The following is a 13,446-nucleotide window of genomic DNA, read 5'->3' on the forward strand; positions in this document are numbered from 1 at the left end:
AAGTTAGCGCCCATGCCGGGCGCACCAAAAAAGAGAATCTGACATAAATATCAAATTCCCTTCCTTTTATCTATTTAGATGAATTAGTCAATAAACTTAGCCGCGTATTCAGCGAATTGCGCACCTGCGTTTGCTAAGAATTGTTTAGAGTCTTCGTTAGTTACTTCACCAGTCTCCATGTCAGAAGTTTCAGATGTGTTGATGTAAAGTTCTGGTTGCGCCATAGTGTGTAAGTCTAAGAATACTAATGATTGACGTAATGAGTGGTGTGCTAAAGTACCCGCAATACCAGAAATGGATTGAGAAGCGACTAATGCAGGTTTACCAGCCCATACATTTTGACCCCATGGACGAGAAGCCACATCTAAAGCATTTTTCAAAGCGGCTGGAATGTTACGGTTGTGTTCTGGCGTTACAAAGATGATTGCATCTTGAGCAGCAACTTGTGCACGGAATTCTTCATATTCTGCTGGAGAATTGGCGTCTAAGTCTTGGTTATATAAAGGTAAGTTTGCGATTTCTAGGAAGTTAACTTCTGAACCTTCAGGTAAACCTGCAACGATTGCTTTCGCTACGCCTTCAGATAAAGAGTTTTGACGAATAGAGCCTACTACTACACCATATTTTGTCATATTAAAAATCTCCTTTTCAAATGTTCTTAATTTTTTATCTTACAAAATATATCATAACACCTCGAATTCGAAATATCAAAAATTAAAGCTTCGCATACCCATTTTTTTCATTGTAAAATGAAGCTTTATTACCCTTGTGTTACGAAGATGCCCACTATAATAGGATTTTAACTTACAAAATGTAAGTTCATAAAATCAAAATGTTTTTTATAACAATACATTAATTGTATTTTACTTATTTCGCTTGTTTAAGATAGTCTTCTGAAGTAATCAATAAAAGTTCTATTCCCGCGATACCACGCTCAGAAAGTTTTTTTATCAGTCATTTACTTGTATATAATAAAAAGAGGCTGGGACTAATCAAGTCTCAGCCTCTCTTTGCGATATAAGAACGTTTATCATTGGATTCCAAAAGTCAGCATTGTCCGATACTTCCCAAATGTCTCCAATAATATTTCATTATTGTTCGCCTTTTGGTTCAGTACGTCAATTCTAAAAACCTTTTGTCTCACCTTCTTTTTAATGCATAACGCCTTGAATGGCATTGTGAGTTACACTTTTTATTTAAACAAATTATCTTAACCATTCGTTGTTTCTTGCGACATCCGTAAAGGCTCCAGGTTCAGTTGTTTCCCCTTTTTCCCAGATTTGTTCAGCCATCTTACGAGCTGATTGTGGTAAGCCAAATAGTTTGATAAAGCCTTCCGCATCATTTTGGTTATAGATATCATCTTCACCAAATGTTGCCAATTCATCTGAATATAATGAATAAGGACTGGTCATACCTGCATCAATGATATTTCCTTTATACAATACCATTGTCACGGAACCGGTAACTGTTTTTTGGGTTTCATCTACAAAGACTTGTAAAGCTTTACGTAATGGTGAGAACCATAAACCGTTATAGACTAGGTCTGCATATTTCAAGGCTACCCCTTGTTTGTAATGTTGTGTATCCCGATCTAAAGTAATTTGCTCTAATTTTTCATGTGCATGATAAAGGATGGTCCCACCTGGTGTTTCATATACACCACGTGATTTCATCCCTACTAAACGGTTTTCTACTACATCTAGAATACCAATACCATTGGCCCCACCAATTTTATTTAGCTTTTCAACCAAAGCAATTGGGTCTAATTTTTCCCCGTTTACGGCTATCGGGATACCTGCTTCAAAGGTTACTGTAACTTCAACCTCTTGGTCTGGCGCTGATTGTGGTGATACACCTAATTCTAAGATACTTTCATAGTTTGGTTTATTGGTTGGATCTTCTAAGTCTAATCCTTCATGGGATAAATGGAATAAGTTTTCATCTTTAGAATAGTTTGTTTCACGTGTAATTGGTAATGGGACATTATGTGCTTCAGCATAGTCAAAGGCTTGTTCACGAGAAACAATATCCCATTCACGCCAAGGAGCAATAATGGTCATTGTTGGATCGAACTCACGAATACCTAATTCAAAACGTACTTGGTCATTCCCTTTTCCTGTACAACCATGAACAATAGCGTCACAACCTTCTAAATGGGCGATTTCTACCATACGTTTCGCAATTAATGGACGTGCATAAGCCGTTCCTAGTAAGTAAGTTGACTCATATTTTGCGCCAGCTTGAATCGCTGGGAAGATATAATCGCTAATGAATTCTTCACGCAAATCTTCAACATATAATTTTGTTGCGCCACAAGCAACAGCTTTTTCTTTTAAATATTCAAAGTCCTCTTCTTGACCAACATTCCCTGTCATCCCGATAACTTCACAGTTATTATAGTTTTCTTTTAACCAAGGAATGATTACTGAAGTATCTAAACCACCTGAGTATGCTAATAAAACCTTTTTAATTTCTTTATTTGCTTTTGCCATAAATAATTCCTCCTAATTTTATATCAATTTTATGCGTATTTTTGATTCATTTTTCTTTCATATACATTTAAAACTTGCGATAAAGCATAAGTCATAATGAAGTAAATAATCATAGAGATAAATAAGGGTACAACTGCTTGGTAGGTAATACTTGTTACCGCCCGTGTTTGGAAGGTTAATTCTGCTACCCCAATCGTGGATACAATAGATGATTCCTTAATCAAGGTAATGAATTCATTCCCCAATGATGGCCAGATAGATCTTAAAGATTGTGGAAAAATCACCTTCCGCATCGTTTGCCAGTAACCAAGTCCAAGCGAACGTGCGGCTTCTGCTTGCCCCTTATCGACTGATTGAATACCACCACGGATAATCTCCGCAATATAAGCACCTGAGTTCATAGATACCGACACCAAACCTGCAGTCATTGTCGACCAGTCAAATATTGCCCCTACACCTAGGAACATGAATAACACTTGGATCATCAACGGTGTCCCACGAACAAATTCAATATATGCTGTTGCAATGAATTTTAAGACTGGGTTATTGGTTAAGCGCATAAGGGCTAAGAATATCCCTAGAATCATCCCGAAGAAAATGGATACAGCTGCGATAATTAAGGTTGTTTTAATCCCATCCCAGAAGTAAGGCCAATAGATTGTCCAACCTGTCCCCGCATTTTCACCAGCGATAATATCAAATGAGGCTTCCGTCCAGGTTTCTATCAACCCTTGGTTATCCACATCTACCAAAATATCATTGATTGCATTTTGTAAGGATGGCTGGTTTTCTGGAATTCCAATCGATTTCCCTTGGTCTTCAACTAAACCATCTAGTTTTGAATCAATTACAGTTAATCCTTCATTCTCTGCTGCATTAGCACCGGCAACTGCGTCATCTAATAGTACGCCATCGGCTTGCCCTGAAATTAAGGCTGCAATCGCATCAGCAGATTTCCGCATGATCAATAAGTCAGGATTTTCAAAATGGTCTCTTACATAACCTTCTTGTAATGTTGCTTCTGAAACTGAAATGGTATGTTCACCATTTTCAAAAGAGGTATAGTCAAGAATGTCATCTTCTTCACCCTTACGAATCACAATCGATTGACCAGATAATTCATAAGCATTTGAGAAGTCAATGGATTGATCACGTTCCTCAGTTGCCCCCATACCAGCAATAATCATATCGATACCGCCTGTTTCCAGTGAAGCAATTAGGGAACCAAACTCCATATCCACGACTTCAAGTTCAACACCTAATTGGTCTGCGATATGTTGCCCCAAGAAAACGTCAATCCCTACTACAACATTTTTCCCGTCTTGTAAAACCGTAAACTCGTATGGTGAATAGCCTGATGCTGTCCCCATTCTAAGAACGCCACGTTCTTGAATCTCTGTTAATAAGGTATCTTCACCTTCAACTTCAGCTGCTGCCTCCGGTCCTGTCCAGGAAGATGCCGAAACACTTTTTACTGGTAAAACGAGGCCTAACAAGACAGCCAATACAACCATCCAATTTAACCCTTTCAACTGCCATCCTGTTGATTTTTCTTTACTCACCTGACTAAACATTTTCTTCATCCTCCTAGATTCCCCTACAAAAAAGCCCACCTCTCCTATAAGAAGAGGCGGACTATAATCCACGGTACCACTCTACTGTTGTGATTTTTGTCTAAATATTTCCCAAAATCATTCGTATGGTGATCAAGATATCACGACACAGATGATAAAGGAACAATAGCTTTGCACCATTTCTCAAGACGTCAGTATGATCTGACGGTTTACCACAAGCATTCATTTGTTGGTTTGGAAAATAAAAAAATCCGCCCCTTCAAATGAAGAGGCGGTTAATATCCACGGTACCACTCTACTGTTGACAAAAATACATCAACGCTTGAAGACTTAACGCGTCTAACGAGTTGAGCTATCTCATTTTCACCCAACTATCTCAGCAATGCGGTTCACAATTCTCCTGACATAGACCTTCCACCAATCGTCTACTCGCTTTGGACAGTAAACTTGCTACTCTTTGCTTCTATGATTCCATATGCTATTCTCATAAAAAAATGATATCTATCATTGTTTGTTTAAGTTTTTATCATTTTCTTTTAATCATTCTAATCTGTAAACTTTAGAAAGTCAACCTCAAAAGCAAAAAATCTTTTTATATAAAATTAAATTACTTGATAATGTCGCGAACTCTTGCAATAGCAGCAGTTACAGCTTCTGGTGCTGGGCCACCGGTAACATTTCTACGGTACACACAATTCTTCAAATCAATGGCATCGTAAATATCTGCGTCAAATAATGCTGAGAATTCTTGGTATTCAGCCAAGGTTAATTCTTCCAAACTCTTACGGTTTTCAGTACAATAACCCACTAAATCACCAGATACTTGGTAGGCATCTCTAAAGGCCATCCCCTTGTTCGTTAAGTAATCCGCACAATCCGTAGCATTTAAAAAGCCAGTACCACATGCTTTGTACATCACATCTTTATTGACAATTGTTGCTTCTAGCATACCTGGTAACAGGGTTAACATTGCTTTTACATGGTCAATCCCATCAAATAATTGCTCTTTAATTTCTTGTAAGTCTTTATTATAAGCTAGCGGTAAGCCTTTCATAATCGTCAATACACTCATCAGATTACCGTAGACACGGCCCGTCTTCCCACGCATCAATTCATGGATATCGGCATTCTTCTTCTGTGGCATAATCGAAGATCCTGTTGAGAAAGTGTCTTTCAAGCTGATAAAACGAAATTCCTGACTAGACCACATAATCGTTTCTTCTGCATAACGAGACATATGCATAGACATCATAGCCAGGTCAGATAAAAATTCAATTGCATAATCATTATTCGATACGGCATCAATAGAATTGATATAAGGTGCAGTAAAACCTGCCAGTTGATCATTTGTATAAAATGGATCAATTGGGTAAGTTGAAGTAGCTAAAGCGCCAGCACCTAGTGGCATGTCAGCTGCTACTCGATCATAAAGATCAGAAAATCGCGATAAATCACGGCTAAACATTTGTGCGTAAGCCAATAAATAATGCGCATAAGTGATCGGTTGAGCCCGTTGCAGGTGGGTATAACCAGGCATAATGGTATCTAAATGTCCTTCTGCCTTTGTTAAAATAGCTTCAATCGCTGCTTGGCTGTGCTTGATAAAATCTTGCAATTCGTCTAACACATAGATACGCATAGCGGTCGCTACTTGGTCATTACGTGACCGGCCAGTGTGGACTTTTTTCCCAATTGTACCTAAACGGTTGGTTAATTCTGCTTCTATGAATGAGTGCACATCTTCTGTTGTAAAATCGACTGCTAAAGTGCCTGCAGCATAGTCTTGGCGCATTTGTTCGAGCTCTTTCACTAAGCTATCTGATTCTTCTAAATCAAGAATGCCTTGATGACCTAGCATTTGGGCATGAGCTTTGGAACCACGTAGGTCAGCGTCCAATAAACGATAATCTACTTGGATAGATTGGTTGAATTGATATGCGTCTTGTGACATTTCCTCATGAAATTTATTAGACCAAATGGCCATAGCAATACACTCCTTTAATATATGGACAATTTTTTGTCTTTTCTAGTAATCGTTAATGTGAATATTAACAAATAATGAGAAAATAACAAGTGTTTTTTATTTTTAAAAAATCATGGTAAACCTGCTCCCAAAAATAAAGAGCGCTAGATCAATAGTGACTAGCGCTTCATGAACAGCATTTAAAATGTTAATATTTTTTCATCATTTGACAATATCTGTATCTAATAATTCTTGATCTTCAAATTGTTTAGCTAATTGTAATAGTAAGTAATCATTCCCTTTTTGCGCAATAAATTGTACGCCAACTGGTAAATGATCTTTATTTTTATATAGGGGTAAGGAAATAGCTGGTTGGCCTAACATGTTGATTAAAGAGGTATAAGGCATATGAGCGATACTCTTCTCGAAATGCGCCCAGATAATGGCTTGTTGGTCGGCCATTTCGTAATCATCAAAGTGTTTCTCCTTTTCGATGATTTCATTTAGTTGATCTGGGTTAAACTGACCATGGATAGGTGCTGGACCATTCGTCGTTGGTGTGAGTAATAGGTCAAAATCTTCTTTAAACATCGCTTCAGACTGAGCCGTCCACTTGTCCCATTCTGCTAATAATTGGCTATAGCGATAAGAAGGCACTTTTAAGCCTGCTCGGTAGATTGCCCAGGTTAACGGTTCAACATCTGAAAAGGTGACCGGTCGCCCGTTTACTTGTTCAATATCCTTCATCATTGCCGCTGTTTCTACACTATTCATCACAAAGTAATTACGCATGGTTTCAGCTCTGTCAAAAGGTTCCGTTACTTTGAAAACTTCATGTCCTAGTTTTCTTAGTGCTTGTATCGTTTGGTTTAAGGCTGCTTTAGCATCCGTATTTAATGGCCACTTTGGGTTTAATTGGTCCATGTAACCAATCTTTAAAGGTCTATTTAAGGGTTTTAAGCTCGTTTCTTTCATTGTTGGCATGATGAATGGTGCCTCTAACTGCTCTACTTGAAGATTTCGTAATAAAGTCCAGGTATCATCCACACTTTTCGTTAAGGCAAAATTGACAGACGCGCCTTGCCAGCCTCGATATGCTCCAGGTCCAACCGCTACTCGCCCTCTAGATGGTTTTAACCCGATTAAACCTGAGAAAGAAGCAGGAATACGAATAGATCCGCCACCATCTGATCCAAAGGCTAAGGGCACAATACCTGCTTTTAAAGCAGCAGCCGCACCACCACTAGACCCACCCGAGTTACGGTTTAAATCAATTGGATTGTTTACTGGACCAAAAGTTTTAGAATCACTAATCCCTTTAAAACCGAATTCCGGTACATTGGTCCGACCAATGATGATAAACCCAGCTTTAATGATATTTTCAACGAAATAATCGGTTACTTGCATAGCCGTATCTTTCGTTAAATGGGCACCGCTTGATGTAAGATGTCCAGCTTGATATTGCCCTAAATCTTTCAGCAGAGTTGGGACACCAAAGAAGTCAGGCAAGTCGTCCACTTCCGCCTCCGTCAACTGATCTAAATAAGCATCGTATGCTTTCGCTTGAGCTCGTGCAGCGTTTGCTTGCACATATACAATGGCATTTAATCTAGGATTCAGCGCTTCAATATTCGCTAGGGCTTGGTCCACTAAATCTAATACCTTCACCTTTCGCATCTTCACTTGCTGTGCATAGTAACCGGCATCTTCTGTAAACAACATGGTAAATCTCCCTTCAATTAGCTAGAAATGCGCTTATTTTTTCTACTCATAGTCTCATTATAGTGAAAACGCCTTTATAATAGAAAGTGATTCAGCTTATTTCAAAGTTTATAAAAAAATAGGAGGTGTGAACTGGATTTCACACCTCCTAGCAATCGGTATCACCATGGGTTTGACCTATAACAGCTTTTTATTCCCAAGTGATTTTTTGTTTGCCTTCTTTATAAAAGCGCTATTTACTTTCTTAATTAATACATACCTGCACTAGGGTCCATTGCTGGCATTTGTGGTTCAGGTTGTGGTTGGTTTGCAACAGCTGCTTCAGTAGATAAGATTAATCCAGCTACTGAACCTGCGTTTTGTAATGCTGAACGAGAAACTTTAGTTGGGTCAACGATACCTTCTTCAATCATATTTACCCATTCAGAAGTTGCTGCGTTAAAACCGATACCTTCTGTTTGTTCTTTCAATTTCTCAACAATTACAGAACCTTCTAAACCAGCGTTCTCAGCGATTTGACGTACTGGTGCTTCTAAAGCACGTAAAACGATTTGTGCACCCGTTTGTTCGTCACCAGTTAATGATTCAGCTAAGTCAGAAACTGCATGCTTAGCATTGATGAAGGCAGTACCACCACCTGCTACAATCCCTTGTTCAACAGCTGCACGTGTTGCGTTTAAAGCATCTTCGATACGCAATTTACGTTCTTTTAATTCTGACTCAGTAGCTGCACCAACTTTAACAACCGCAACGCCACCAGCTAATTTAGCTAAGCGTTCTAATAATTTTTCACGGTCATATTCAGAAGTTGTTTCTTCGATTTGACCACGGATTTGTGCAACGCGTTGTTCAAGTTGCTCTTTATTACCTGCACCTTCAACAATTGTTGTATCATCTTTTGTAACAACAACGCGGTTAGCGCCACCTAATTGGTCAATTGTAGTGTCTTTTAACTCTAGACCTAAATCTTCAGTAATCACTTGCGCACCTGTTAAGATAGATAGGTCTTCTAACATCGCTTTACGACGGTCACCAAAGGCTGGTGCTTTTACCGCAACAACGTTGAAAGTACCACGGATTTTGTTCAAGACTAATGTTGGTAATGCTTCACCGTCAATATCATCAGCTACTACTAATAATGCACGACCTTCTTGAACAACTTGTTCTAATACTGGCAAAATGTCTTGGATATTAGAAATCTTTTTATCTGTTAATAAGATATAAGGATTTTCTAAAACAGCTTCCATCTTGTCATTGTCCGTTACCATGTATTGAGATAGGTAACCACGGTCAAATTGCATACCTTCTACAACATCTAGTGAAGTATCAATTGATTGAGATTCTTCAATGGTGATGACGCCATCTTGGCCAACTTTTTCCATTGCTTCTGCAATTAAATCACCAACTTCGCTATCTCCTGATGAAATTGATGCAACGTTAGCGATTGCGCCTTTAGAATCTACGGGAACTGAAATTTCAGATAAACGATCTGAAGCTACACGAATAGCTTTGTCAATCCCGCGACGAACACCTACTGGGTTAGCGCCAGCAGTAACGTTTTTCATACCTTCAGATACAATTGCTTGTGTTAAAACAGTTGCAGTTGTTGTACCGTCCCCAGCAATATCATTTGTTTTTGAAGCTACTTCAGCAACTAGTTTCGCACCCATATCTTCAAATTTATCTTCTAATTCGATTTCTTTGGCGATAGTTACACCATCGTTAGTGATTAGTGGTGACCCATAACTTTGGTCTAAAACAATATTACGACCTTTTGGCCCTAAGGTTACTTTCACCGTATCCGCTAGTATATCAATCCCACGAACCATAGATTGACGAGCATCTTCTGAAAATTTAATATCTTTTGCCATTTATTTATTCACCTCATAAAAATTCATACTGTTATTAATCTGTAAATATTGATAAATTGACTAATCTACGATTGCGATAATATCGCTTTCTTTAATAATTAATAATTCTTGACCATCATATTCAAATGTTGAACCTGCATATTTTTCAAATAGAACACGGTCGCCTTCTTTCAATTGAGATGTGAAATCTTCAGTATTCTCAGCAACTGCTTCCACAACACCTACTTGTTGTTTTTCTTTAGCAGCTGACGGTAATACGATACCTGAAACTGTTTGTTCTTTAGCCTCTTCAACTTTCACAACAGCGCGTCCGTTTAATGGTTTAATCATTTACATGTCCCTCCATTAGATAAAGTATTTGTCTAACCCAAGCTAATTTAGTTGGTTTTTATGGGGATTAGCACTCGCTATCGTCGACTGCTAATCTCTATATTTCTTATATTAAAACATTCAAATCTGAATTGCAAGAGAAAGGTTGACTTTTTTTGACCTATTTTCTTTTATAAGTTGAAAACCTTGATTTTATGCGGAAAGTACGTTAGTTTTAATAGTTGAAGAATGTGTCATATTTTGATAAAAATCAAAATGTGCTATTAGCTATTAAGAGAGGAATGTCAGTATTTTTATGTTAAAAGGACCAGTAATATTTCTATTACTATTCAAATTAGTATTTATTTTTCTAGCCATAAGCTTCGCTATCGGCAGTGTAGAAGGTTCTGGATGGAACTGGACAGTATACTTAGCCCTAGCAGTTGCCGCCTATGAAATTGTTGACTTGTTGAATACACTCAACGTGCTACGGCAGTTTAAATCTAAACAATAAACTTGAATTAAATCGATTTTGATAAATATTGCAAATATTTTTATATCATTTTAGCGCCCATATGTGAAACTTAACAAACTTTCACACCCATCATAGATATAAAAAAATAGGTCGAGATGAACGATCTCGGCCTATTCGCTTGCTGATATAGATGCAGCCATTATATTATGCATTTGTTGAAATAAAGTAGACTAATGTTTGGAGTTCATTCGTGAAGTCTACATCTTGTACCCGAATATTATCTGGCACATCTAATCTTACTGGTGTAAAGTTCAAAATACCTTTAATATTTGCTTGTTCTAATGCAGGAACTGTATCTTGTGCAACTGCCTCAGGTACTGAGAGAATCACTACTTCAATATCCATTAATTTTAATTGTTCAGTTAAATCCTTCATATCATAAACAGGCACACCATTGTGGACTGTACCGATGATATCCTGATTGATATCGAAGGCGGCACCAATTCGAATATTGTTTGATTTTTTAAAATTGTAATTCAATAATGCATTACCAAGGTTCCCAACACCCACTAGCGCTACTGTTGTTAAGCGGTCTTGGCTTAATGTTTTACCAAAGAAGTCTAATAAAGCATCGATATCATAGCCGTATCCGCGTTTACCTAAAGCACCAAAGTATGAAAAGTCACGTCTAATCGTTGCACTTTCAACTTTTACTGCTTCACTTAATTCTGTTGAAGAAACACGTGTTTTCCCCATATTTTTGAATACACGCAGGTAGCGATGATATAGTGGTAATCTTTTGGCAGTGGCTTTGGGTATTTTACGCATGTTCATCCTCTTTCTTATACTGATATAATTTCTTAAACAGTATACCAAGTTTGTGAAATTAACACAAGACCTATCCATTGGTTACTTTTGATATATATCAAAAAATGCAATCTTTCCAATAAAACGTTTCCATTAAATGCTCATTTTTTTTATGGTAAAATGATACATACTATCAAATGAAAGGATCATGCCGACTATGATCATATTACAAGGTTCAAATCTAGCTCGACGCTATGGCGTTGAAGTGATATTTGAAGATGTACAAATGACTATCCAACATAACAGCCGAATTGCGCTAGTTGGCCGTAACGGTGCCGGTAAGTCGACACTATTAAAAATGTTATCCAACATTGAAGCGCCTGATGACGGTCAAGTTTCCTTAACAAAAGGAACAACCATCGCCTATATGGACCAACATACCGCTGTTTCCGGTGACCGGACAATTTATGAAGAAATGCTTTCAGTATTTGAACCTGTCATCAAGTTATTAAAAGAATCAGAAACAGCAGCCCTTGCCTTAGCAGATGAAAAGCTCATGCAAGATGAAGAAGCCTACGAAGCTGCCCTCAACCGCTATGACCAACTTCAAGAGGACTTGATTCGTTTCAACGCCTATGGCTACGAATCTGAAATCCGCATGGTTTTACACGGTTTCCAATTCTTTGATGAAGATTATGACCGTAAGATTTCAACGCTTTCTGGTGGTCAACGGACGCGTCTGGCTTTAGCGAAAATATTACTCGAGAAAAAGGATTTACTTATTCTAGATGAGCCAACCAACCACTTAGATATCGAGACTTTAACTTGGCTAGAAAATTACTTACCAAAATATCCCGGTGCCCTACTAATTGTGTCTCATGACCGTTATTTCTTAGATGCAGTGACTAACGAAACTTATGAAATGGCGCACCAAGGCATTCATTACTATAAGGGAAACTACTCATTCTACCTGAAAGAACGGGCACAACGTATCACCTTGCAAATGAAAGCTTACGAAAAACAACAAGAAGAAATTGCCAAATTAGAAGACTACGTAGCACGTAATATCGTACGCGCTTCGACCACCAAAATGGCACAGTCACGTCGTAAGCAATTAGAGAAAATGACCAAAATTGAAAAGCCTTTAAACGATGAAAAATCTGCCCGGATTCAGTTCTCCGTAGCTGAAAGTTCTGGAAATGATGTACTGCAAGCCAACAAATTAGCCATAGGATATAGCCCTAATAACGTTTTGGCTGAACCTATCTCCTTCCAATTACGCAAACAGGAAGCTATTGCTATTGTTGGGCCAAATGGTGTTGGAAAATCAACCTTACTAAAGACGATTATTAAACAAATCCCTGCTTTACGCGGTACTATCGACTATGGTGCGCATCTACAAATTGGCTACTACGACCAAGAATTAGGCAATTTAAACTCGACAAAAGATGTGCTCCATGAATTATGGGACGAACATCCAACTATGATGGAACGAGATATTCGGACGATCCTTGGATCCTTCCTATTCACAGGAAATGATGTGGCTAAATCTGTCGCAACGCTTTCTGGTGGGGAAAAAGCCCGACTTGAACTGGCAAAACTTTCCCTTGATCATGATAATTTCTTAATTCTCGATGAGCCAACCAACCACTTAGATATTGATTCTAAAGAAGTATTAGAGAATGCCTTAATCGAATATGATGGTACACTATTATTTGTTAGCCATGACCGGTACTTCATTAACCGAATTGCGACCTCTGTTTTAGAAATCAATCCTGAAGGTTCAACGCTTTATCTAGGCGACTATGATTATTACGTGGCTAAAAAAGCAGCAGAAGAAGAACGTCTTGCTTTACTAGCAGCTGAAAATAATTCAGAGAAAGCAGAAAAAACAGTTGTTGAACCAGCTTCCGATACTAAACAAGCTTTTCAAATGTCTAAAGAGAAACAAAGAGAACAACGAAAATTACAACGGGAAATTGCCCAACATGAAGAAACAATGGCTGCTTTAGAAGATAAAATTGAAGCAATTCAATTGAATATGACAAAACCTGAATTTCTTGATGATTTTGAGAAATTAAACGAATTAAATCAATCCCTTCAAGAAACAGAAAAAGCCTTAGACCAAGTGATGACTGTTTGGGAAGAAGCAGCAACAAAATTAGAAAACTTATAAAAATAAAACAAGGTAAGCCACGAAAGCAAATGTGGCTTACCTTGTTTTTTATTT

General features: G+C 38.0%; 10 protein-coding genes and 1 other annotated feature. Of the genes, 2 read left to right on the plus strand and 8 right to left on the minus strand.

Translation table 11 applies throughout. The features are described from left to right. Positions 1-83 precede the first annotated feature (83 nt). The 7 genes from HMPREF3116_RS05235 to HMPREF3116_RS05265 form a co-directional block, all read right to left on the minus strand. Positions 84-632 carry an NADPH-dependent FMN reductase gene (locus HMPREF3116_RS05235; RefSeq protein ID WP_070468142.1) on the minus strand — a complete coding sequence of 183 codons (549 nt, stop codon included), beginning with the start codon at positions 630-632 and terminating at the stop codon, positions 84-86. A gap of 573 nt (positions 633-1,205) precedes the next feature. Beyond that, a complete protein-coding gene (locus tag HMPREF3116_RS05240) occupies positions 1,206-2,495 on the minus strand; it encodes an argininosuccinate synthase (protein ID WP_070468143.1) in 1,290 nt (429 codons plus the stop codon). Between the two features lie 29 nt (positions 2,496-2,524). Further along, positions 2,525-4,078 (minus strand): ABC transporter substrate-binding protein/permease, encoded by a 1,554-nt coding sequence (locus HMPREF3116_RS05245; RefSeq protein WP_246819054.1) that lies wholly within the window; start codon positions 4,076-4,078, stop codon positions 2,525-2,527. A 255-nt stretch (positions 4,079-4,333) separates the two neighbouring features. Further along, positions 4,334-4,544: a binding site (T-box leader), on the minus strand. Positions 4,545-4,676: 132 nt separating this feature from the next. Continuing rightward, on the minus strand, positions 4,677-6,053 hold the full coding sequence (argH, locus tag HMPREF3116_RS05250; RefSeq protein WP_070468145.1) for an argininosuccinate lyase: 1,377 nt from the start codon (positions 6,051-6,053) through the stop codon (positions 4,677-4,679). Between the two features lie 201 nt (positions 6,054-6,254). Beyond that, on the minus strand, positions 6,255-7,754 hold the full coding sequence (locus HMPREF3116_RS05255) for an amidase (protein WP_070468146.1): 1,500 nt from the start codon (positions 7,752-7,754) through the stop codon (positions 6,255-6,257). Between the two features lie 248 nt (positions 7,755-8,002). After that, on the minus strand, positions 8,003-9,625 hold the full coding sequence (groL, locus tag HMPREF3116_RS05260; RefSeq protein WP_070468147.1) for a chaperonin GroEL: 1,623 nt from the start codon (positions 9,623-9,625) through the stop codon (positions 8,003-8,005). Positions 9,626-9,685: 60 nt separating this feature from the next. Next, complete coding sequence (locus tag HMPREF3116_RS05265; protein ID WP_070468148.1) at positions 9,686-9,955, minus strand: co-chaperone GroES; 270 nt, start codon at positions 9,953-9,955, stop codon at positions 9,686-9,688. A 295-nt stretch (positions 9,956-10,250) separates the two neighbouring features. Between HMPREF3116_RS05265 and HMPREF3116_RS05270 the strand changes: the two genes are divergently transcribed. After that, entirely contained in the window at positions 10,251-10,448 is a 198-nt protein-coding gene (locus HMPREF3116_RS05270; protein WP_070468149.1) for a hypothetical protein, read from the plus strand. A gap of 165 nt (positions 10,449-10,613) precedes the next feature. Here HMPREF3116_RS05270 and HMPREF3116_RS05275 read toward each other — a convergent pair whose 3' ends face one another. Then, positions 10,614-11,237, minus strand: coding sequence for a redox-sensing transcriptional repressor Rex (locus HMPREF3116_RS05275; RefSeq protein WP_083272773.1), 624 nt, complete (start codon positions 11,235-11,237; stop codon positions 10,614-10,616). A 196-nt stretch (positions 11,238-11,433) separates the two neighbouring features. Between HMPREF3116_RS05275 and HMPREF3116_RS05280 the strand changes: the two genes are divergently transcribed. Beyond that, complete coding sequence (locus tag HMPREF3116_RS05280; RefSeq protein ID WP_070468151.1) at positions 11,434-13,392, plus strand: ABC-F family ATP-binding cassette domain-containing protein; 1,959 nt, start codon at positions 11,434-11,436, stop codon at positions 13,390-13,392. Positions 13,393-13,446: the final 54 nt, after the last annotated feature.

It is taken from the genome of Aerococcus sp. HMSC10H05 (assembly GCF_001806975.1).
In the GTDB taxonomy this organism is placed as follows: Bacteria; Bacillota; Bacilli; order Lactobacillales; family Aerococcaceae; genus Aerococcus; species Aerococcus viridans_B.